The following is a 20,826-nucleotide window of genomic DNA, read 5'->3' as shown; positions in this document are numbered from 1 at the left end:
TCACGGTTGCACCGCAAGCTGAAACAGCTTGGTTACAAGCCGCCGTTCAGGTCAATTCAAATGAGTAGCTGGAAAAATGCACAGAGTCCCTTAGCCAGTTATGCGATGCCAAATCAATGGTTTAACGATCTTGGTTTGTTCAATATCGAGCATGTTAGGACAGGATACGTGTTCAGCAATTATGCTGAATGGAAGTGTGCATGAGCCGTATACGAGGCCCGTACGTACGGTTCTGTAAGAGGGATGAGGCGGCAACGCCTCACCCTACTTGCTGTAAAAAGACCTGCGACCGTCAAGGTCTCCGGAGTTGAGAATGGACAAACTCGAGTTAAAAATCCCCCCTGTCGCTGTATTTATTATCCTCATATTTTTTATGTATTTGGCGAGTGAGTTTTTCATCTCATGGTCATTTTTACTTAGTGGTCGAGTATGGTTCGCTGGCGTGTTGTTTGGCTTGTCAGGTGTCATTGGTATTGCCGGCGTATTGGCGTTTCGTCAAGCACAAACGACGGTGAATCCAGTCAAACCAGAAAGTGCCTCGACGGTCGTATCTAATGGCATTTTTGCTTATACCCGCAATCCCATGTACCTCGCTTTATTGCTACTGCTACTCGCTTATGCGATTTGGTTAGAGAATATGTTGGCCTTTGTTGGTTGCCCTTTATTTGTTGCCTATATGAACCGCTTTCAAATTTATCCCGAAGAAAGAGCCTTAGAAGGATTGTTCGGTGAGCGTTATTTAGTTTACAAACAAAAAGTTAGACGCTGGATTTGATACAAAAGAAAGGTGTTTCTAATGTAGTGATTGTGAATGTTGAGAAGCGTGATATTGATCTGTGAAATGAATTCCATCTTGATGGTGTTTGCTCTTTATGAATAGTGCGTTTGATATATGATTTGTTGATTTTTAAGAACAATAATCATTAACGTCATGTTGTAAGGAAATATCATGTATCGTCGGAAAATACTTTCTATCGCTATCATATCTACATTGGCTTTCGCGAATAGCCAGGCTTTAGCTCTCGAGCCATTGAATAGCTCAGAAAGTTCTGTGGAACGCTCTAATCGAATTATTGGGGGATCTACGGCACCTGCCGAAAAGTGGCCATTTATGGCAGCTCTTGTGAGTAAGGGTTACAACGGAGGCAAAGGCCAATTTTGTGGCGCCAGTTTCATTGGCTCTAGGTATGTCCTGACGGCAGCGCATTGTTTGGATGCAACCTTGGGTGAAGATATTGAAGTGATCATCGGCCAGCAGAATCTGTCTGCAGCGACGAGTGAACAACGTCTTTCAGTGCGCAAAGTGTATGTTCATGAGGCGTATGTTGACGCTGCTATGGGAAATGACATCGCCATCTTAGAGTTGACTGAAGAGTTTGGAGGCGGTTCCGTTCCCTTAGTAGAAGCCAGTTTTAGGAAATCATTGGCTGCTGGGATCAACTTGACCGTGATGGGGTGGGGAGATCAAGACCCAACAGATAACTTTCGTGGTGCGACTCAGTTACAACAGCTCAACGTAGAACTGATTGATCAGCAAGTTTGCAAAAACGTACCAGCGCTGGGCTACGATAAAATCACGGAAAACGCATTCTGCGCGGGTGTGGTGCAAGGCGGTAAAGACTCCTGTCAAGGTGACAGTGGTGGCCCGATTGTTGTCATTGATAATGGCCAATACAAACAGTTGGGTATTGTCAGTTGGGGTGATGGTTGCGCAGAGAAAGGCAAGTACGGCGTGTATGCCAATGTCAGTTATTACGCTGATTGGATTGCTAATAAAACAAAAGGCCTGAGTTACGATCAGCATGTTTATGAGGGCATCGTCTCACCAGGTATTCAGAGTGCGACGTTAACTTACCGAAATAATACCGAAAGCGAGTTGTTGCTATCCAACTTCGCCACGACGTCAAGTGCTCAAATCGTTCATAATACTTGCGAACAGCCTCTTGCAATCGGAGCCGAGTGCCAAGTTACTACAAGCTACAGTCTTCTTGGCTCTGGTGATTTTTCTTATGATGTGACAATGAATAGCAACCAAGGTATAGGCCAAGTTAAATCGACGGTGCATTATCAATCTTACCCATTGGCCGACCCGTTCATATCAGATTGGATCATGGGACAAATTCCTAACCAACAACTGTCCGTATTTATTCAAGGTATCGAGTGGGATTTTTCTGCGAAAGGGATTATGTCCGGTACTTTAGAAAAGGATCAATCCTCAGGTATTGCGATTTCAGGGATAGCAAAAGGACAAGTGGCCTTGGACATGTCTGTCTCATCGGAAGAAGAATTTGATGAACTGAAAGTCTTTGTGAATGGGCGGCTAGAGCTATCAGTAAGTGGTGAGCAAGAAGGGACAGTTTCATTCGTGTTGCCACGTGAGAAGAACGCCGTTGAACTGGTTTATGTGAAAGATGGGCTAGGAAGTGAAGGAGCAGATCGCGGTTTCTTAAATGCCATTCGCTACAGTTCATCACTCATCTTACCATCGGCAGAAAGTTCAAGTTCTGGTTCAAGCAGTGGTGGTAGCCTAGGTTGGTTATCGTTATTTGCTCTGTTGGGTTTCGTAAGACGAAAACACTAACAAATAGTAATAATGGTTTGAAGTGTACGTTTTGACCATCTCATATCAAAGAGAAAGGGAGCTTTAAAGTAAGCTCCCTTTTGCGTTTTGTTCTTAGTCTTGTTTACTTGGCTAAGTCACTTATGCCGCTTGCGCAAACTGCTGCAAAAAAGCTTCTTTACGTTCGTTAAAGCGGTTAACCAAGTCATCAACGGCATCTTGGTCATAAGGTTTTAGGCCGCTGGCGACCATGCGTTTAATGCCACGTCCAACCACTTCGCCATCTTCTTTAAATGCGAAGTTAAGAGTGACGACACCACGTTTGCCATCAACATCAAAGGTAGCGCCGGTAAATGCCACCTCTGGATGAGAAAGATCCAGACGCTCAAATTCAACTTCCATACTTTCGTAAATCACCAGTGGACGCTGGCAATTGATCATCATCTGCTGCTCTTCCATTAGAGGCACCATGATGTGTGGAAAGTTCATGCCTGAGAATTGAACATAGTTGGTCACCACGTGCTCAATGAAAGCCGCATCGCGATTCACATCACCTTCGCGACTCATGTGCAGGTACTCTTTACCTACAGCATCCACAACGGCACTCTCTTTAGTACACTTATTTTCAATGTGAAGAGCCACACCATCGTTGACCATGCCAGAAAAATCGAAACGCATTTTTTGGCTGACGCCTTCTTTGCTGAGCAGTACGGCAAACAAAAGATCACCAGGCACGCAAAAGCGCTTGCTGTCTTCATCATGGATTGGGTTATAGTCTCCCGCGACCTTTTTCGCAAAGTGACTTGCTTGCTCGCGAGTGAACTGAAATTGATGGTTATTGCTTGAAAAATAAGGTGTTAGAAACATATGTCGTATGATATAGCCAAAACTGTGGCTGATTATACGCTATGAGAATAGATTCAATGGTCCATCCAGTGTAAAAGTTCAATATTTGCTCACAGATTTGTGTGCAAAGTGAAAGGTTTACATCTGGAAATAAGAGACAAGAGGGCACATTATGCCCTCTTGTTGTTACCCTTGGTTTGCTTATCCGTGATTAGAGAACGCTCGGTAGCAGCGCTTCTGGCATCAGCACATTGTGTACGGCCAGCTTCAGCAGGGAGTTGGCCTTTTCAATATCCGGTGCAAAGTAACGGTCTTTATCGTAGAAACTGACTTTCTCTCGTAGCATCTGCTTTGCTTGTTCTATGCGAGGCGAGGATTTATGCGGTGCACGGAAATCCAGTCCTTGCGCCGCTGAGAGATACTCGACGGCTAAAATGCCACGTGTGTTTTCACCCATTTCACGTAAACGACGGGCGGCAAAGGTAGCCATGGACACATGATCTTCTTGGTTGGCTGACGTGGGTAAGCTGTCCACGGACGCTGGATGTGCAAGGGTTTTGTTTTCACTTGCCAGCGCCGCAGAGGTCACTTGCGCAATCATAAAACCAGAGTTAACTCCGCCGTTATCGACCAAAAATGGTGGCAGCTTAGAGAGTGCGCTATCAATCAGCAATGCCATGCGGCGCTCCGAGAGGCTGCCGATTTCTGCAATCGCAAGGGCAAGGTTGTCTGCCGCCATAGCAACAGGTTCTGCGTGGAAGTTGCCTCCAGAAATGATGTCGTCATCTTCAGCAAATACGAGGGGATTGTCGGACACTGAGTTGGACTCAACCAACAAGATTTCTGCTGAGTTACGGATCTGCTGCAGACATGCGCCCATCACTTGTGGCTGGCAACGCAACGAATAAGGGTCTTGCACCTTTTCACAGTTGCTGTGTGACTGGCCAATTTCACTATTGGTGTCCAGTAGATGACGATAGGCCATCGCCGAATCCATTTGGCTACGGTGTCCGCGCACACGGTGAATACGCGGGTCAAAAGGACGGCGACTCCCTAGTGCAGCTTCGACTGACATTGCGCCGCAGACGGTGGCAGATGCGAAGAGATCTTCTGCGATAAACAAACCTTCCAACGCGAAAGCCGTCGATGCCTGCGTGCCATTCAGAAGTGCCAAACCTTCTTTTGGCGCAAGCGTGATCGGTTCAAGGCCGGCTATTTTGAGTGCTTCTAGGCCTGAGATAATTTTGCCATTGTGACGTGCTTGCCCTTCACCCAGTAACACTGTGCTCATATGAGCCAGTGGGGCCAAGTCACCCGATGCCCCAACAGAGCCTTTCTGTGGTACACAAGGATAAACTTGCGCGTTGACCAAATCGATCAGCATTTGAATGACGTTCAGACGAATACCGGAATAACCACGGGATAGGCTATTGATTTTGAGCACCATCATCAAACGTACCGTTTCATCTGCCATGAATTCGCCGATACCCGCTGCGTGAGAAAGAACGATACTGCGTTGCAGTGTTTCAAGATCTTCTGGGGCGATGCGTGTGTTGGCCAACAAACCAAACCCAGTATTAATGCCGTAAACGGTGCGATCCTCGGCGATGACTCGTTCAACCACTTGAGTGCTCTCTTCAATAGCTGGAATCGCGGACGCATCAAGAGATAGGTTAATTGGCGAACGACTGACTTGACGCAGTTGATTTAAGCTAAGACAACCGGGCTTTAGCGTGAGATTTAACATATCCATATTCCTTACTTCAACTTGCTCAATTCTTCGTTCAGCATCGGCAGGTCAAGACCTTGCTGCGCTGCGCACTGTTTGGCGATGTCGTAACCCGCATCGGCGTGGCGCATCACTCCCGTTGCAGGATCGTTATGCAGCACTCGGGCAATACGCGCTGACGCATCTTCTGTTCCGTCACAGCAAATCACCATTCCAGAGTGCTGCGAGAAACCCATACCTACACCACCACCATGATGGAGTGATACCCAAGTCGCACCACCGGCGGTATTGAGTAGGGCATTGAGCAGTGGCCAGTCAGAAACAGCGTCTGAACCGTCCATCATGCCTTCCGTTTCACGGTTTGGGCTGGCGACGGAACCCGAATCTAGATGATCACGACCAATCACGATCGGCGCTTTTAATTCGCCATTTCTGACCATTTCATTAAATGCCTGGCCTAGGCGTTCGCGATCTTTCAGACCCACCCAGCAAATACGTGCGGGTAAACCTTGGAATTGAATACGCTCGCGTGCCATGTCTAACCAATTGTGCAGATGAGGATTGTCAGGAATCAGCTCTTTCACTTTTTGGTCTGTTTTGTAGATATCTTCAGGATCGCCCGACAGTGCCGCCCAGCGGAAAGGGCCGATGCCTTCACAGAATAAAGGTCGAATATACGCTGGCACGAAGCCTGGGAAGTCAAATGCATTCTCGACCCCTTCTTCTAGCGCCATTTGACGAATGTTGTTGCCGTAATCGAGCGTGGCCGCTCCACGAGTTTGCAGTTCAAGCATGGCTTTGACTTGAACCGCCATGGACTGTTTGGCGGCTTTGACGACAGCGCTTTCATCTTGCTGACGCATTTCCGCTGCGTAGGCCATGCTCCAGCCTTGCGGTAAGTAGCCATTCAATGGGTCATGTGCCGAGGTTTGATCGGTGACGACATCGGGCGTAATGTTGCGCTCAACCAATTCTGCGAACACATCGGCTGCGTTACCCAGTAAGCCAACAGAGACAGACGTGTCGGATTCTTTGATGATGGCCAACGCTTCATCAAGGGTGGTTGCTTTTTTATCGACATAACCCGTACGTAGGCGATAATCGATACGTGATTCGTCACATTCAACGGCAATCATCGAGAAGCCAGCCATCGTAGCGGCAAGCGGCTGCGCACCGCCCATGCCGCCAAGTCCACCAGTGAGTACCCAACGACCTTTCGCATTGCCAGCGAAGTGTTTTTTCGCGACAGAGACGAAGGTTTCGTAAGTACCTTGTACGATGCCTTGAGAGCCGATGTAGATCCAACTGCCCGCGGTCATTTGGCCGTACATCATTAAGCCTTGTTTATCGAGTTCGTTGAAGTGTTCCCAATTCGCCCAATGAGGAACCAGGTTAGAGTTGGCGATCAGAACACGTGGTGCATTTTTATGCGTAGGGAAGACACCCACAGGTTTACCTGATTGAACCAACAACGTTTGGTCGTCCTCAAGACGCTCAAGCACTTCAACAATCTTGTCGAAGCATGCCCAATTGCGTGCAGCACGCCCAATGCCGCCATACACCACTAAAGCGTGCGGATGCTCAGCCACATCAGGATCCAAATTATTCATCAGCATGCGCAATGGCGCTTCGGTCAACCATGACTTGGCTCTTAGCGTGGTGCCATGAGGGGCGCGAATGGTTCGGCTGGTGTCTAGGCGAGGATCTTGTCCTTGGCTCTGTGTCATTGTAAGACTCCTTTAATTTCACGTAGCGGTGAACTCGTTGGTTCACCTGATTGTTGTTCTGTTTATTGATGTTCAACTTTGTCGTTCATGGCGTTGGCAATGTCCCAACACAATCTGGCCGCTAGCCGCGCGGTTTGGCTGTCGACGTCATAAGTCGGATTGTATTCGGCAATATCGGCCAACATTAATTTGTCACGGTGCGCGAGGATACGATCAAGAAAGGGCGCTAAGTTGTCGTAACTGACCCCTCTTGCCGCAGGAGCGCTTACGCCTGGCGCGGTGGCCGCTGGGAAAACGTCTAAATCAATCGTCAGATAGAGATAGTCGCAGTCGTCGATAAAATGCTGTAACTGAGTAAGGTGATAGTCGTGATTAACCGAGCCGAGATCTTTGTCTTCAACAAACCACACGTTAAGTTGCTCGGCGCGCTCAAACAAGGCGCGCGTATTGCTTGCTTTGCTCACACCAAGGCAAGCGTAATGGAAATCCCAGCCTTGTTGCTGGCAATAGTGCTGTATCTGATTGAAAGGCGTACCCGAGCTTGGCTTGACATCGGCTTGTGAACTTGAAAAGGCACGTAAGTCGAAATGCGCGTCGAAATTGATGATGCCAATTTTTGGGGCTTTTTCTGGATGATGCTGTTCAAAATAACGTGCCAAACCCGAAAAGGAGGCCCATGCTACTTCATGGCCACCACCTAGGGTAATGACAGGAGCACTCGGAAGGACATCTGCAATGATTTTGGCGCAGTGTTGCTGGCTTGATTCCAGCAGGTCGTCATCGCACACAACGGTGCCCAAATCGTAGAGCGGTTGTTGCGAATGCCACGCTAAGTTGGCTAAAGCTCGACGGATCAAATCCGGTGATTTCTTTGCGCCAATGCGGCCTTTATTACGCGCCACGCCCGCATCGCAGGCAAAGCCAAGCAAGGCGACGCCGTAAGGTTTTTCGCCGATATGGGTATAATCGATCGGCTGCACCACATGATGAACGCGCAAACCCGCGGCGCCATCTTCTGCATCGTGACGCCCTTGCCAATGAAATTCATTATGAAGAAAAAAATGTTTACTCATCACAACACTCCTTGTGTTGCTCTAGTTGACCATCAACGACCCTTGCAAAGAGGCGTTGGGTTCCGACTTGATAACTGAGATCGGCGGGGTGCTCGATTTGCCAGATGGCGAGATCCGCGTCATAACCTGTTTTGATTTGCCCTCGGCTGTCCGCATAGCCCAGCGCTTGCGCCGCATGCTGAGTGACGCCACGTAAAGCTTCTTCTGGCGTTAAGCGAAAGAGGGTGCAAGCCATGTTCATCATTAAGGTTAAATCGCAAAATGGTGAGGTGCCGGGGTTAACATCGCTGGCAACGGCCATGGGCACACCAAACTGACGCAACAGTTCAATCGGCGGCAATTGGGTTTCACGCAGAAAATAGAACGCGCCGGGCAATAGGGTTGCGACGGTTGATGAACGGGCAAGTGCTTCGACGCCGGCTCGATCAAGAAATTCAATATGGTCAGCAGAAAGCCCCTGATAACGAGCAGTTAAAGCGGTTCCGCCCAAATTGGAGAGTTGCTCAGTGTGCCCTTTAACGCGCAGGCCGTGCTCGACAGCACAGGCATAGACTCTTTCTGTTTGTGCCAAATCAAACCCAATTGACTCGCAAAATACATCGACGCTGGTGGCTAACTGTTCTTCTGCCACCAGTGGGATGATCTCTTGGCAAATAAACTCGATGTAGTCGTTCGCACGGCCAGCAAATTCAGGGGGGAGGGCATGAGCGGCTAACAGTGTTGGTGTGACCTTCACCAATCGATGCTGTGATAAGGACTTTGCCACTCGCAGCATTTTGATTTCATCAACCAGTGTTAATCCATAGCCCGATTTGACTTCAACCGACGTGACGCCACTGGCAAGCAAGCCATCAAGACGCGGTAGCGTTTGTTCGAGTAACTGCGCTTCGCTGGCTTGACGTGTCGCGTAAACGGTAGAAAGAATGCCCCCGCCTTGGCGAGCGATTTCTTGATAGGGAACTCCCTGCAATCGCATTTCAAATTCGTTGGACCGATTACCCGCGTAAACAAGATGTGTGTGGCAGTCGATAAGACCGGGAGTCACCAGCTTACCTTTTAGATCCATTTGCTTAGTAGCAGCCAGTGCCGTGTCATTGCCGAGATAATGGATCTTCCCCGCCTTAATGCCAATCGACATCGGCGTGCTGGGTTGATAACCCATTTCCCCTGATTGCAAAGTGACAAGGCGTGCGTTGGTCAGCAACAGATCCATGATTAAGGTTCCAATGATTTGTATTGATTAAATGTATATACAAATAAATAGGAGAAAATAACCGTTGTGACAAGGTGAATGTTGCTGAAATGTGATCAAATCGAAGTGTGATACTCTAAATTACAACAAAATCTTAGAGCTCAGCTTGTAGCGATTACCCGGATGATACAACAGCGCTGTGCTGACGAGTTTGTCTTCACTCCAAGTACGACGATTAAGCAGCAGACAAGGTTCATTGACTTTCATGTTGAGCTCTTGGCGAATACGGGTATCGGGCATGATGGCTTCAACCGTATGTTCCATCGCACTCAAAGGGCAGTTCTCAGAAAGATACTGATTGGGGGTCATTTGGGTGAAATCTTGTTGCAAATAGCGGGGTGCATAGAGGCTATTAACCCAGCGCAACTCGAGCTGGATAGGCTCCTTATCCTCATAGTGAATAATTTCGCTGTAAAACACTTTGGTGCCCAGCATTACACCGAGTTTGGTTGCAATCGTATCATCCGCTTTGAGGACCAGCTGTTGAATGACTTTGCTGTGATGCGTCTTGCCGCGATTGACCACTTCTTCAGCAATGTTACGCACATCGAGCAGTGGAGATTCCGCCTTTTCTGGTTTATCACAGACAAACGTGCCTAAACGGGGTCGCCTTTGCAATTTCCCCTCATTGACCAAATCGCGAATGGCTTTGTTGACGGTCATGCGGCTAACGCCAAATTGCTCGGTCAGCTCTAGTTCAGTCGCGATCTTAAAGCCGATGTGCCACTCGCCACTGTCGATTTTTCTTTCAATAAACTGTTTGATCTGAATATACAGCGGTGATGGCATAATCTTCCCTCTAATTGACTATACAAATAGTGCGTAATTAACGTTGAAAATGCAACTTAATCACCACATTTTGTGGTGAAACACATTGTTACGAGCGAGGTGAGTTAATTTTCTTGCAGGTTTAAGTAGGGTTGTGTAAACAGAATCTGATAACAAAAACGACTGAAATAGTACAAAGATAGAAAGGAAAGGTATGTTTAAGAAGTTAAAAGCGTCTTTGGGTATTGGGGCGGCGAAGGTCGATACAATTCTTGATGAAATGAGCGTGCAGCAAGGGCAAACTCTAAAAGGTCAGGTGCATATTCAAGGCGGTGATGTTGAGCAGAAAATCGACGCAATTACAGTCAAGCTCAACACGGAGGTCAAAGTTGAATCAGAGAATGGCGTGAGCTATCAAACCTTCACCATCGACAAAATTCAAGCCGTAGAGCCATTTATCATTCAAGCGGGCGAGCAAAAAAGCGTGGCTTTTGAGTTAAAACTTCACGATGAAACGCCAGTCACCGCAGTGAACGCATTGAAAAACCAATGCCATGTTTGGCTGGAAACGTCATTAGACATTGAGTTTGCAATAGACCCGCGAGACCGAGACTTTATTGATGTTAAACCTTTGCCAGTGGTACAAAAAGTGATTGCCGCAATCACTAGCGCTGGTTTTAACATGGTGAAAGCGGATGTCGAGAAAGGTTTTCTTCGCGGGCAAAATTTTGCGTCGCGCTCTGGTTGTTATCAAGAGCTCGAATTTCGTAGCAATGGTTTCCTAGGCAGCAAAGAGATTGAGTTATCTTTTATTCTAGAGGGGGGTGTGGTGCATTGCTTAGCGGAAATTGATCGTTCGCTCAGTTTAGCTGGGGATCAGTACCGTTCATTCTCTCTGCCATTAAACGCAACGGACTCGCAAGTCGCGCAAGCCATCGCGCCAGTATTAAGTGCCTAACCTTTCGTGATATGTACTTAATCAGCGCGCGATTTGAAGAGATAGCGATATCCAAATGTAAACGCGATATCGGTACTGTTGTCCATATTTCTGGCGTTTTCTATCATCAAAACTTCGAGCGCTGAACTGTCCATCACATAACGATAGCCCAGCACAAACTCATTTGACGGGTCTGAAAAATCATCAGGCCCTTCAGTCGCTCCCTGATAGATATGGTATTCCGCGAGAATGTGATGCTGACGAGTAAAGGCATAACGGTATCCGGTCGCAAAAGCGAGCGTGTCTTTACGGTAGGGGATATCTGCAATTGAGACTTCTTTGTTGCGATGAGTCATACCAAACATTGCATAAATTGCGTGTTGCTCCTTTTGGTAACCGTAATTGAGTTGTAAACCTTGTTCAAAACTACTGCCTTCGAAAGGCCCACTGTTTACATCGTTGTAATAGAGGCTCCCTCCCACAGATAAGGCGTGGTGTTGATCTTGATAGAGTTGATATTGCACATAAGTGGATATGGCACTGCTGAGCGTTTCCCCTTCAAATCCTTCTTCATGAACACCGTATTCTGGCATGGAGACATAAAAACGGTGTTTATCGACCGTGTCTCTGCCATTCTGCCCGATACCAAAAAAATCATGGAACGCAATCGTAAGGTTATCTAAATGGTTGTCCGCAGCAAACGTCCAGCGATAGTTCAGCTCCCATTGCCACTGTTCGTTAACTTGCCATCTCGCGCCGACTTCCAATTGATTGTGATAGTAATCCAACATGTAATCATTGGTTTCCGCCCAAACGCTTGCTGCAGTGAGAGAGGTGTAAGCTTCTATCGAGTCATCAGGCAATGAACGTGCGTTTCTCAAAACATTGCTTAACGCGTTTGACTGCATCGGCGATTGTGCGTAACTCCGCGTTGGTCCATATAAGTCATCGGCGTAGATATCACCGCTAATGGTAAGTAATATAGCTCCGCTCAATGATAAAGAAAGAATAGTCTTATCCATATCTATATGATCTTACTGAAATAATCTCATTGCTTTTTGTTAGATTACTGCGCGAATTGAGTTGTGCAAGAGGCAAGTCGGCTTCCTACTTGGGAAGAAAAAACAATTCTGCTTACAAATCGTGTAGTTGGTGACAAGAAAAATTTTTTAATCATTGTGATTTAGGTCTAATCGTTTACAATGTTGCGCTTCAGGCGCAGGTGCATCCGTATTTGTACTAAAGCCTGTAGCAGAATCTAAATTTATTTATGTTTGATTATTAATATATTGATTTTCAAAGCGTAATTACTGAACACGTGTTGCTTGGTGTGCAACACCACTGTAAAGGAATCAAAATGCCTATTATTACTCTTCCTGACGGCAGTCAACGTCAATTTGATAACCCAGTATCAACGATGGATGTCGCGCTATCTATCGGCCCTGGTCTTGCGAAAGCAACCATTGCTGGTCGTGTGAATGGCCAACGTGTTGATGCATGCGATCTCATCGAAGAAGATGCAAGTTTAGAGATCATCACTACGAAAGATGAAGTTGATGGTCTAGAAATTGTTCGCCACTCTTGTGCTCACCTACTTGGTCACGCACTAAAGCAACTCTATCCAAATGCCCAAATGGCTATCGGCCCTACCATTGACAATGGTTTCTACTACGATATCGATTTGGAAGAGTCATTGACGCAAGAAGATCTAGAAAAGATTGAAGCGCGCATGAAAGCTCTGGCGAAAACCAAATATCAGGTTATCAAGAAAAAAGTAAGCTGGCAGGAAGCGCGTGACGCGTTTGAAGCTCGTGGTGAAACATACAAGATGGAAATCTTGGATGAAAACGTATCACGTGACGATCGCCCAGGTCTTTACCATCATGAAGAATACATCGACATGTGTCGTGGCCCACACGTGCCTAACATGAGCTTCTGTCAGCACTTTACTTTGTTGAACGTGGCTGGCGCGTACTGGCGTGGTAATAGCGACAACAAGATGCTTCAACGTATCTACGGTACGGCTTTCCACGATAAGAAAGCGCTGAAAGATCATCTAACTCGTCTAGAAGAAGCAGCAAAACGTGACCATCGCAAGATCGGTAAACAGCTCGATTTGTTCCATATGCAGCAAGAAGCACCGGGCATGGTGTTCTGGCATCACAATGGTTGGTCTGTATTCCGTGATCTTGAAGTGTTTATTCGTGAGAAGCTCACAGAATATGGCTATCAAGAAGTAAAAGGCCCATTAATGATGGACCGTGTACTTTGGGAACGCTCTGGCCACTGGGATAAATACGCAGATGCGATGTTTACTACTTCTTCAGAGAACCGTGAATACGCTATCAAGCCAATGAACTGTCCTGGTCACGTGCAGATCTTTAACCAAGGTCTAAAATCGTACCGCGATCTACCGCTACGTATGGCAGAGTTTGGCTCTTGTCACCGTAACGAGCCATCGGGCGCGCTACACGGTATCATGCGTGTGCGCGGCTTTACTCAGGATGATGCACACATCTTCTGTACAGAAAGCCAAATCCAAGATGAAGTGACCAACTGTATCAAGATGGTTTACGACACGTACCAAACATTTGGTTTTGATAACATCGCGGTGAAACTGTCTACGCGTCCTGAACAGCGTGTCGGTAGCGATGAAATTTGGGATCAATCTGAGGAAGCGCTAAAGCAGGCCCTAGAATCTATGGATATCGCATACGAGATCCAAGAAGGCGAGGGCGCATTCTACGGTCCTAAGATTGAATTTACACTATTCGACTGCCTAGGTCGTGCGTGGCAGTGTGGTACCGTTCAGCTCGACTTCAACCTACCAAATCGCTTAGGTGCGACTTATGTGGGTGAAAACAATGAGCGTTTAGTGCCAGTGATGATTCACCGTGCAATTTTGGGCTCTCTTGAGCGTTTCATCGGTATTCTAATCGAAGAATATGCTGGTTTCTTCCCAACTTGGTTGGCACCTGAGCAGGCTGTTATCATGAACATCACTGACAAACAGGCTGATTATGTTCAGGAAATCGCCCAGAAACTACAAAAATGTGGAATTAGAGCAAAAGCGGACTTGAGAAATGAGAAGATTGGCTTTAAAATCCGCGAACATACTTTGAAACGTGTGCCGTTTATGTTGGTTTGCGGTGACCAAGAGATGGAAGCCGGCGAAATTGCAGTACGTACACGTAAAGGTAACGATTTGGGTAAATTTAAAGTGGATGACTTTGTTTCTTACATCCAAGATCAAATCGCTAGCCGTAAGCTCAATCTGGAGGAATAAACTATTAAAGGCGGAAGACGTGGCCAAGTTCCGGTCAAACAAAACCAGCACCGTTTAAACGGTGAAATTCGTGGCGTTCGTGAAGTTCGTTTAACAGGCGCTGACGGTGAATCTGTAGGTGTCGTTTCGATCCAAGAAGCACTTGCTGCAGCAGAAGAAGCTGGTATGGATCTCGTAGAGATCAGCCCTAACGCCGAGCCACCAGTCTGTCGTGTGATGGACTATGGCAAGTTCCTCTTCGAGAAGAGCAAAGCTACGAAAGAGCAGAAGAAAAAGCAAAAACAGATTCAGATCAAGGAACTAAAATTCCGACCTGGAACTGATATCGGAGACTATCAGGTAAAACTACGCAACCTGATCCGTTTCCTTGAAGAAGGCAACAAAGTGAAGGTAACAATTCGCTTCCGTGGCCGAGAGATGGCTCACCAAGACATCGGTGTAGACGTTCTTGAACGTTTGAAAGTGGATACAGTGGAACATGCCATTGTTGAATCTTTCCCAACGAAGATTGAAGGTCGTCAGATGATCATGGTGCTTGCCCCTAAAAAGAAGTAATTAACGGCTTACAAGTAATCAAACCCAGCCGTTGAGAGGCGGCTGGGTTTTATTCGCCCTAATTACGTTGTTATTAAACTACTACAATGCGGAGTTATTCATCATGCCTAAGATGAAAAACAACAAAGGTGCTGCTAAGCGTTTCAAGAAAACTGCTGGTGGTATTAAGTACAAGCACGCTACTAAACGTCACATCTTGACTAAGCGTACTACTAAGAACAAGCGTCAGCTACGTCCAAACTCTCTACTTCCAAGATGTGAAGTAGCAGCAGTTGCTCGTATGCTTCCATACGCTTAATTCTTTTTAGTTTCATAATCGTTTAGTTTAGGAGAGACATAATGCCTCGCGTAAAACGTGGTGTACAAGCTCGTGCACGTCATAAGAAAGTTTTAAAACAAGCTAAAGGTTACTACGGTGCACGTTCACGTGTTTACCGCGTAGCTTTCCAAGCAGTTACTAAAGCTGGTCAATACGCTTACCGTGACCGTCGCGCTAAGAAACGTCAATTCCGTCAACTGTGGATTGCACGTATCAACGCGGCATCTCGTCAAAATGGTCTATCTTACAGCCGTTTCATCAACGGTCTTAAGAAAGCATCTATCGAGATCGATCGTAAGATCCTTGCGGACATCGCTGTATTCGACAAAGCTGCATTTGCAGTTCTAGTTGAAAAAGCGAAAGCAGCTCTTTAATTAGAGTTTAGGTTAAGAGAAAGGAGAGCTTCGGCTCTCCTTTTTTATGCCTCAAAGTTAAAGGTTCGATAATGGGCTTAGCACGCCGCCAGCACCTCTCTCTAGTACGTGTGTGTATATCTGTGTCGTTTTGACGTCAGAATGGCCTAATTGCTCTTGTACTGTTCTTATGTCAGCCCCTGATTCTAATAAGTGGGTAGCGAAGCTATGCCGAAGGGTATGACACGTGACAGTCTTTTCTATACCCGCATCCTTAGCCGCTCTTTTAACCGCTCTTTGCAAGGACTGTTCGTTTATATGGTGCCTGCGCAATAGGTTTGACTCGGGATCAATGGATAACTTTTCTGAAGGGAAAAGATAGTGCCAGTTAAAATCCATTTCAGCACCGCGATATTTCCTTTGTAGTGAATGTGTCAGCCAAACACCAGAATAGCCAGGCGTGTTGATGTCCTTCTGATAGTAGCGAAGTGCTAACTCTTCTTGTTGTTTAAGCATGGGGAAAAGCTCTTTTGCCAATGTTACTGTCCGGTTCTTACCTCCTTTTCCTTGCCATATCCGCAGTGCCCCATAGTGGTAATCTATGTCTTGAACCCTGAGCCGTACACATTCCATGACACGCAAACCTGATCCGTAAAGTAGCATGATGTGCAGTTTGTAACGTGGGTCAATGTGCTGAATTAAGGAACGGAGTTCTGACTTAGTCAGGACTACTGGCAGCTTCCTATCTAGAAGTGATTTTTGAAATTTTATCTCGTTACTTAATGGGGTTCTAAAGTATTCTCGATATAAAAACATTATCGAATTCAAAGCTAGCGCCTGGGTTTTTGCTGCCACTTTTTGTTCCAATGCGAGATAACTTAAAAACTCTTCAACGTGTGTCTCATTCAGAGTCGAAGGATGAGCCATTTTGTGGAAAATAATGTATTGCTTAATCCAGCTTATATACGCTTGTATGGTTTTACTCGCATAATGACGTGTTCTCATATGATCTTGAACACTTAAGAGAAACTGATTTTTCATCCTGATGAGTGCCTGTTCTTATATACAGTTATTCATTTTTAGCAGGATAAAAAAATTAGGCTACACATTGATACTTAATTGGGATCGTTAACATGTATTTCCATCCAAAATTGATATTTGTTTCATATGGTTATGTGATAGCATGCGAATTATCTTCATCTTCGAGGATGCGGTAGCGTGGGCGATTATACCTACAAGAAGATGTATAGAGAGCGTTATGTTTAATCACGTAAAATCAGTTGGTTGCATCTTTTCTTTGCATTCTCGGCTTTCTAATTTTGGTCTTGTCGGCAGGTTAACTTCAGTGGTCGCTGTTTTCTGGACTCCAATTCGTGGGCGCTAAAAATTCAGAGAGTTGCCTCATTGAAATGCAGAGTATAGGCGAGGTGAGTGAAGTGATTTTGATTTCAAAGTTAAAGCCCGGCTTTTCGGTTTTCCACGTTAAAACTCAAAGTCAGAACATTCAAAATTATGATTTAATTCAGCTTTTTAGCGTCTGGTTTTGGTTTGCAAAGGTAAGTCGAGTTAAGCTCTTGGTATCGCAAACTCAACCCTTTGAGGCTTAAACATAACAAGGCGTTTAAGTGGGATTCATGCCGCGTGGCATTTTTGGTTTGCAGTGAGTTATGGTGGTGAAAGTGGTCTGCAGAAGCTTGTTTTAGGCGGCATTCACCCCTTAACGCAGCGTTATGTTCTAGGGAGAAATTATGATTTACACGACAACGGAAACTATTCCTGGCAAGGAAATAGAAGCAGTTCTGGGTATTGTTAATGGGAATGTGGTCCAGTCTAAACATATAGGTCGCGATATCATGGCTGGCTTAAAAGGTATTGTGGGTGGCGAGCTTAAAGGTTATACCGAGATGTTGATGGAAGCCAGAAACATAGCGGTAGAACGATTAATCGAAGATGCAGTAAAGTTAAATGCCGATGCAATAGTGGGAATTCGTTTTACAACTAGCTCAGTTACTGATGGTGCATCAGAAATTCTAGTGTTTGGTACGGCAGTTAAACTCCGAACATAACAAGCAATTTAAGAGTGATTCGGCACGCGTGGCATTTTTGCTATGCATTGGCTTTAGTGATTAAGGTGGTATGCGGAAGCATTGGTATTGCGTGCCTCACACCTTAATTGGGCGTTATGTGCTTTCGGAGAAAATGATGAATAAGTGTCTAATCATCATATTAGCGAGCCTTTCATTTGGTGCTCTTGCTGAAGAAGAGTCCATTGACTGTAATAATGCGATGACCACAATCGAGATAAACCAATGTGCCGCTATTGAATTAGAGTCAGCACAAGTTAAATTAGACAAATATCTAAACACTAGCTTTGAGCACAACTCTCATGACCCGAAACTGATCGCAGCAATTAAGCTTGCTGAACAGGATTGGCAAGCATATATGTCCTCTCACTGTGATTCGGTTTATACGCAATGGCGTGATGGAACTATTCGTGGAATTATGGCGATATCGTACAAAACTAAGTTAACAAAGCAAAGAACGCACGAGTTATGGGAAAACTTTTTAACTTATATGGACAGTACACCACCAGTTTACCGGAGCCAAGTGTAGAGTAGGTTTCAACCACGCACATAACAAACTGTTCAAGAGGGATTCGCAACGCGTGGCATTTTTACTATGCGTTGGCTTTAGTGATTAAGATGGTATACGGCGGCTTCGGTATTGCGCTGCTCACCCCTTAACAGGGCGTTATGAGATTTCACTTTTAACTCATAGGGATATGATGAAAAAGTCTATAGCATGTTTGTTATTTTTACTTCTAAATGGCTGTTCTACACATGTTGATAAGTTTAGCTACTTAAAAAGTTGGAATGACAAGTGGCAACAATGCGATGAACTAGGAAAGCAAACGGTCTTAAGTTTCCCCAAATCTGTCTGGTTTGATAGTTTGAGTCTTGGTGATAAAAAAGAAGTTTTTATATACATTTACAATCTGAAAGAGTTCGAGTGCGCTCAAGTTGAAGCCGAAAAACTCAAATCTGTTTTAGATGATGTAGAAATTACGACATTAAACGAAGTTCTGAGTGGCTTTATTTATTTTGAGCCACCAAGCGATGAACGCATCAAGCACTTGGACAGAGATGCTCTAGAGAATCTCGCGAGTTCCATTGAAGGGCCTTTCAATGGTCTAGCAACGGCAGAGAGAATGGGGTTAGTAGAGTTCTAACGTAAGCTCATTCTCATAACAAGGCGTTTAAGCGGGATTCATGCCGCGTGGCATTTTTGGTATGCGGTTGGTTTTGGTGGTGAAAGTGGTCTGCGGAAGGTTGGTTTAGGCGGCATTCACCCCTTAACGCGGCGTTATGCTTAATCACGTAAAATCAGTGGTTTATGGTTTTTCTTTGTTCCCTCGGCTTTTCAGTTCGGTGTTTGTCGGCAAGTTGGCTGTTTTGAGCGCTGTTTTTCGGACATCAATTCTTTGGCGCTGAAAATTCTGAGTGTTGCCTCAATCAATTTTCGGGCAATCGCGAGGTTAGGACGGTTGGCTCAATCAGAAATTTGATCTTAGGTTTTTTCGTTTTAGCTGCCAAAGTTCAAAGTCTGATTTTCAAAATCATGAGTCATTTCAGTTTTTTGGTTTTTGGCTTTTGTTTGTGAATCGAAGTCGAGTTAATCTTGTTTTTAGTAAAACGTAAGCCATTGAAGCTTAAGCATAACAAGGCGTTTAAGCGGGATTCATGCCGCGTGGCATTTTTGGTTTGCAGTGAGTTTTGGTGGTGAAAGTGGTCTGCAGAAGCTTGGTTTATGCGGCATTCACCCCTTAACGCAGCGTTAGTACTGGATTAGCATCAACGGTCAAAATTGTCGGTGTTTATTGGTTTCGATGCTCAGTTTTTCACTTGTATGGGCGTACCTTTCACGTTCTTTCCGGTGGCTACTAGATGTGTTGTTTTTCTGCTTTAATTTTAACGTTTACGGCTTCTAACTTTTTAGCAATTTCGCTGGCGCGGTTTCTTTTCTCTGGTTGGTTTTTTTAACTTCAACTCGGTTCTTTGGTGTGGTTGTTCAAGTTCGGTGACCGAATCCTTTTCTAATTTTAAATCATTGAAAATGGGGCAGTTTTGCACGTTTTTCTTCTAGCCAACTTGCGTTTTGTGGTTGAGTTCTAGTTTAGTCGTTGTCCATTTGGCTTTGGTGTTTTATGCCATTGTTTTCGTGCTATATTTCAACATCTTGGTGTGTTTCAAGAGCTTCAAGGGCAGAGTACTAACAAACAATTCAAGCGTGATTCAGCACGCGTGGCATTTTTGGTATGCGGTGGTTTTTGTGTTGAAGTACCATGCGGAAGCTTGGGCATTGCGTGCTTCACACCTTAATTGGGCGTTATGTTTAGTCACGTAAAATCAGTTGGTTGCATCTTTTCTTTGCTTTCTCAGCTTTCTAATTTTGGTCTTGTCGGCAAGTTGAGTTTAGCGGTCGCTGTTTTCTGGACTCCAATTCGTGGGCGCTAAAAATTCAGAGAGTTGCCTCATTGAATTCCAGAGTGTAGGCGAGGTGAGTGAAGTGATTTTGATTTCAAAGTTAGAGCCCCATCTTTTCGATTTCTCACGTTAAAACTCAAAGTCGGCACAATCAAAATTATGATTTAATTCAGCTTTTTAGCGTCTGGTTTTGGTTTGCAAAGGTAAGTCGAGTAAGCTATTGGTATCGCAAACTTAACCCTTTGAGCCTTAAACATAACAAGGCGTTTAAGCGGGATTCATGCCGCGTGGCGTTTTTGTTTTGCAGCGAGTTTTGGTGGTGAAAGTGGTCTGCGGAAGCTTGGTTTATGCGGCATTCACCCCTTAACGCAGCGTTATAAGCAATTTTAGGAAAGTATGTAGTAATGGAAAATTTAAGTAGTGGTCAAAAAAGTTCATTTACTCGTCTACGTAATCAAATCAAAGACGAATTGATGACCGCTAATTGCTGAAATTAAAGAGAAGCGTGATCAAATTGAAGAAATGAGAGTGCTTCTTTTAGAGGACGATGATGATGGTATATCAATTCAATCTGAGGTATTAAACGCCAGAGAAGAAGCAAACAAAAAACTAGAAGAAATTAAGCGCGCAGTTGAGAACACAGAGAAAAATATGAGACTAATAACAAATTACTCATGATGGTCTAGTCCCAAGCATTGAATCTATACACACTGATATCAAGGGTGTGTACGATGAATGCTATGCGTTGATGAAATCCTTCAACCAATCTTCCGAGTTGTTATATGGTCATCAAAATGATGGGTTAGAGTCAAAGCTAAGAACTTTAGCAAAAGACTATGAGTCAAGTCTAAAAACCAATAGAACTAAAGCGGAAGAACTTTTACTTCAAATTGAAGGGGCCCTTACTGGTGCCACAAATGTTGAACTTGCTAAAGCA

Annotated in this window: 22 protein-coding genes and 1 pseudogene; 15 read left to right on the top strand and 8 right to left on the bottom strand. The window is 45.2% G+C overall.

From position 1 onward, the window contains the following. The 3 genes and pseudogenes from CIK04_RS12870 to CIK04_RS12860 all read left to right on the top strand — a co-directional run. Positions 1 to 204 (top strand): annotated as a pseudogene (locus CIK04_RS12870) (group II intron reverse transcriptase/maturase); the annotation flags it as partial. 109 nt (positions 205 to 313) lie between these two features. Beyond that, on the top strand, positions 314 to 775 hold the full coding sequence (locus CIK04_RS12865) for an isoprenylcysteine carboxylmethyltransferase family protein (protein WP_097353588.1): 462 nt from the start codon (positions 314 to 316) through the stop codon (positions 773 to 775). A 174-nt stretch (positions 776 to 949) separates the two neighbouring features. Beyond that, positions 950 to 2,581, top strand: coding sequence for a trypsin-like serine protease (locus CIK04_RS12860; RefSeq protein ID WP_097353587.1), 1,632 nt, complete (start codon positions 950 to 952; stop codon positions 2,579 to 2,581). Between the two features lie 120 nt (positions 2,582 to 2,701). Here the strand turns inward: CIK04_RS12860 and CIK04_RS12855 are convergent, their stop codons facing one another. The 6 genes from CIK04_RS12855 to hutC form a co-directional block, all read right to left on the bottom strand. Further along, positions 2,702 to 3,427, bottom strand: coding sequence for a DUF3581 domain-containing protein (locus CIK04_RS12855; protein ID WP_017421064.1), 726 nt, complete (start codon positions 3,425 to 3,427; stop codon positions 2,702 to 2,704). Between the two features lie 190 nt (positions 3,428 to 3,617). After that, entirely contained in the window at positions 3,618 to 5,159 is a 1,542-nt protein-coding gene (gene hutH, locus CIK04_RS12850) for a histidine ammonia-lyase (RefSeq protein ID WP_170937714.1), read from the bottom strand. A gap of 5 nt (positions 5,160 to 5,164) precedes the next feature. After that, on the bottom strand, positions 5,165 to 6,862 hold the full coding sequence (gene hutU, locus CIK04_RS12845) for a urocanate hydratase (RefSeq protein ID WP_097353586.1): 1,698 nt from the start codon (positions 6,860 to 6,862) through the stop codon (positions 5,165 to 5,167). 62 nt (positions 6,863 to 6,924) lie between these two features. Continuing rightward, positions 6,925 to 7,935, bottom strand: coding sequence for a formimidoylglutamase (gene hutG, locus CIK04_RS12840; RefSeq protein WP_038969528.1), 1,011 nt, complete (start codon positions 7,933 to 7,935; stop codon positions 6,925 to 6,927). Further along, on the bottom strand, positions 7,928 to 9,148 hold the full coding sequence (hutI, locus tag CIK04_RS12835; RefSeq protein WP_097353585.1) for an imidazolonepropionase: 1,221 nt from the start codon (positions 9,146 to 9,148) through the stop codon (positions 7,928 to 7,930). The genes hutG and hutI overlap by 8 nt, the downstream gene beginning before the upstream one ends. 120 nt (positions 9,149 to 9,268) lie before the next feature. Next, the gene (gene hutC, locus CIK04_RS12830; protein WP_017790359.1) at positions 9,269 to 9,976 is read right to left on the bottom strand and encodes a histidine utilization repressor; all 708 of its coding nucleotides are present in this window, start codon (positions 9,974 to 9,976) and stop codon (positions 9,269 to 9,271) included. Between the two features lie 193 nt (positions 9,977 to 10,169). Between hutC and CIK04_RS12825 the strand changes: the two genes are divergently transcribed. After that, positions 10,170 to 10,913 carry a sporulation protein gene (locus tag CIK04_RS12825; protein WP_039451683.1) on the top strand — a complete coding sequence of 248 codons (744 nt, stop codon included), beginning with the start codon at positions 10,170 to 10,172 and terminating at the stop codon, positions 10,911 to 10,913. A gap of 17 nt (positions 10,914 to 10,930) precedes the next feature. Here CIK04_RS12825 and CIK04_RS12820 read toward each other — a convergent pair whose 3' ends face one another. Then, a complete protein-coding gene (locus tag CIK04_RS12820; RefSeq protein ID WP_046030941.1) occupies positions 10,931 to 11,914 on the bottom strand; it encodes a DUF3187 family protein in 984 nt (327 codons plus the stop codon). Between the two features lie 335 nt (positions 11,915 to 12,249). On the opposite strand from CIK04_RS12820, the gene thrS reads away from it, so the two are divergent. From thrS to rplT, 4 genes are all read left to right on the top strand, one after another. After that, positions 12,250 to 14,178, top strand: a complete 1,929-nt coding sequence (gene thrS / locus CIK04_RS12815; RefSeq protein WP_097353584.1) for a threonine--tRNA ligase — start codon at positions 12,250 to 12,252, stop codon at positions 14,176 to 14,178. A gap of 3 nt (positions 14,179 to 14,181) precedes the next feature. Next, the gene (infC, locus tag CIK04_RS12810) at positions 14,182 to 14,733 is read left to right on the top strand and encodes a translation initiation factor IF-3 (RefSeq protein ID WP_080526514.1); all 552 of its coding nucleotides are present in this window, start codon (positions 14,182 to 14,184) and stop codon (positions 14,731 to 14,733) included. 103 nt (positions 14,734 to 14,836) lie between these two features. Beyond that, positions 14,837 to 15,031, top strand: a complete 195-nt coding sequence (gene rpmI, locus CIK04_RS12805) for a 50S ribosomal protein L35 (protein ID WP_011080265.1) — start codon at positions 14,837 to 14,839, stop codon at positions 15,029 to 15,031. Between the two features lie 41 nt (positions 15,032 to 15,072). After that, positions 15,073 to 15,426 (top strand): 50S ribosomal protein L20, encoded by a 354-nt coding sequence (gene rplT / locus CIK04_RS12800; protein ID WP_004727974.1) that lies wholly within the window; start codon positions 15,073 to 15,075, stop codon positions 15,424 to 15,426. 57 nt (positions 15,427 to 15,483) lie between these two features. On the opposite strand, the gene CIK04_RS12795 is transcribed toward rplT, so the two are convergent. Then, on the bottom strand, positions 15,484 to 16,446 hold the full coding sequence (locus CIK04_RS12795; RefSeq protein ID WP_017421054.1) for an integron integrase: 963 nt from the start codon (positions 16,444 to 16,446) through the stop codon (positions 15,484 to 15,486). A 707-nt stretch (positions 16,447 to 17,153) separates the two neighbouring features. Between CIK04_RS12795 and CIK04_RS12780 the strand changes: the two genes are divergently transcribed. The 7 genes from CIK04_RS12780 to CIK04_RS33280 all read left to right on the top strand — a co-directional run. Then, entirely contained in the window at positions 17,154 to 17,471 is a 318-nt protein-coding gene (locus CIK04_RS12780) for a heavy metal-binding domain-containing protein (RefSeq protein ID WP_000640723.1), read from the top strand. A 136-nt stretch (positions 17,472 to 17,607) separates the two neighbouring features. Further along, entirely contained in the window at positions 17,608 to 18,018 is a 411-nt protein-coding gene (locus tag CIK04_RS12770) for a lysozyme inhibitor LprI family protein (RefSeq protein ID WP_100692763.1), read from the top strand. Between the two features lie 172 nt (positions 18,019 to 18,190). Next, positions 18,191 to 18,634 (top strand): hypothetical protein, encoded by a 444-nt coding sequence (locus CIK04_RS12760; protein WP_228747201.1) that lies wholly within the window; start codon positions 18,191 to 18,193, stop codon positions 18,632 to 18,634. A 15-nt stretch (positions 18,635 to 18,649) separates the two neighbouring features. Beyond that, a complete protein-coding gene (locus CIK04_RS12755) occupies positions 18,650 to 18,778 on the top strand; it encodes a DUF3265 domain-containing protein (protein WP_080722320.1) in 129 nt (42 codons plus the stop codon). Positions 18,779 to 19,120: 342 nt separating this feature from the next. Continuing rightward, positions 19,121 to 19,243, top strand: coding sequence for a DUF3265 domain-containing protein (locus CIK04_RS12745; protein ID WP_080584369.1), 123 nt, complete (start codon positions 19,121 to 19,123; stop codon positions 19,241 to 19,243). Between the two features lie 403 nt (positions 19,244 to 19,646). Beyond that, positions 19,647 to 19,784 carry a DUF3265 domain-containing protein gene (locus CIK04_RS12735; RefSeq protein ID WP_128824565.1) on the top strand — a complete coding sequence of 46 codons (138 nt, stop codon included), beginning with the start codon at positions 19,647 to 19,649 and terminating at the stop codon, positions 19,782 to 19,784. 853 nt (positions 19,785 to 20,637) lie between these two features. Then, on the top strand, positions 20,638 to 20,826 hold a 189-nt coding region (locus tag CIK04_RS33280), incomplete at its 3' end, for a hypothetical protein (protein ID WP_325205713.1).

Source organism: Vibrio sp. 03_296, assembly GCF_002265885.1.
Note: the sequence above shows the minus strand (reverse complement) of the source record. Positions and strands in the feature narration are given on the sequence as shown.

Coding starts and splice junctions, on each gene's coding strand:
- CIK04_RS12865 (WP_097353588.1), top strand. CDS start 314: ATGGACAAACTCGAGTTAAAAATCCCCCCTGTCGCTGTATTTATTATC.
- CIK04_RS12860 (WP_097353587.1), top strand. CDS start 950: ATGTATCGTCGGAAAATACTTTCTATCGCTATCATATCTACATTGGCT.
- CIK04_RS12855 (WP_017421064.1), bottom strand. CDS start 3,427: ATGTTTCTAACACCTTATTTTTCAAGCAATAACCATCAATTTCAGTTC.
- hutH (WP_170937714.1), bottom strand. CDS start 5,159: ATGGATATGTTAAATCTCACGCTAAAGCCCGGTTGTCTTAGCTTAAAT.
- hutU (WP_097353586.1), bottom strand. CDS start 6,862: ATGACACAGAGCCAAGGACAAGATCCTCGCCTAGACACCAGCCGAACC.
- hutG (WP_038969528.1), bottom strand. CDS start 7,935: ATGAGTAAACATTTTTTTCTTCATAATGAATTTCATTGGCAAGGGCGT.
- hutI (WP_097353585.1), bottom strand. CDS start 9,148: ATGGATCTGTTGCTGACCAACGCACGCCTTGTCACTTTGCAATCAGGG.
- hutC (WP_017790359.1), bottom strand. CDS start 9,976: ATGCCATCACCGCTGTATATTCAGATCAAACAGTTTATTGAAAGAAAA.
- CIK04_RS12825 (WP_039451683.1), top strand. CDS start 10,170: ATGTTTAAGAAGTTAAAAGCGTCTTTGGGTATTGGGGCGGCGAAGGTC.
- CIK04_RS12820 (WP_046030941.1), bottom strand. CDS start 11,914: ATGGATAAGACTATTCTTTCTTTATCATTGAGCGGAGCTATATTACTT.
- thrS (WP_097353584.1), top strand. CDS start 12,250: ATGCCTATTATTACTCTTCCTGACGGCAGTCAACGTCAATTTGATAAC.
- rpmI (WP_011080265.1), top strand. CDS start 14,837: ATGCCTAAGATGAAAAACAACAAAGGTGCTGCTAAGCGTTTCAAGAAA.
- rplT (WP_004727974.1), top strand. CDS start 15,073: ATGCCTCGCGTAAAACGTGGTGTACAAGCTCGTGCACGTCATAAGAAA.
- CIK04_RS12795 (WP_017421054.1), bottom strand. CDS start 16,446: ATGAAAAATCAGTTTCTCTTAAGTGTTCAAGATCATATGAGAACACGT.
- CIK04_RS12780 (WP_000640723.1), top strand. CDS start 17,154: ATGATTTACACGACAACGGAAACTATTCCTGGCAAGGAAATAGAAGCA.
- CIK04_RS12770 (WP_100692763.1), top strand. CDS start 17,608: ATGAATAAGTGTCTAATCATCATATTAGCGAGCCTTTCATTTGGTGCT.
- CIK04_RS12760 (WP_228747201.1), top strand. CDS start 18,191: ATGAAAAAGTCTATAGCATGTTTGTTATTTTTACTTCTAAATGGCTGT.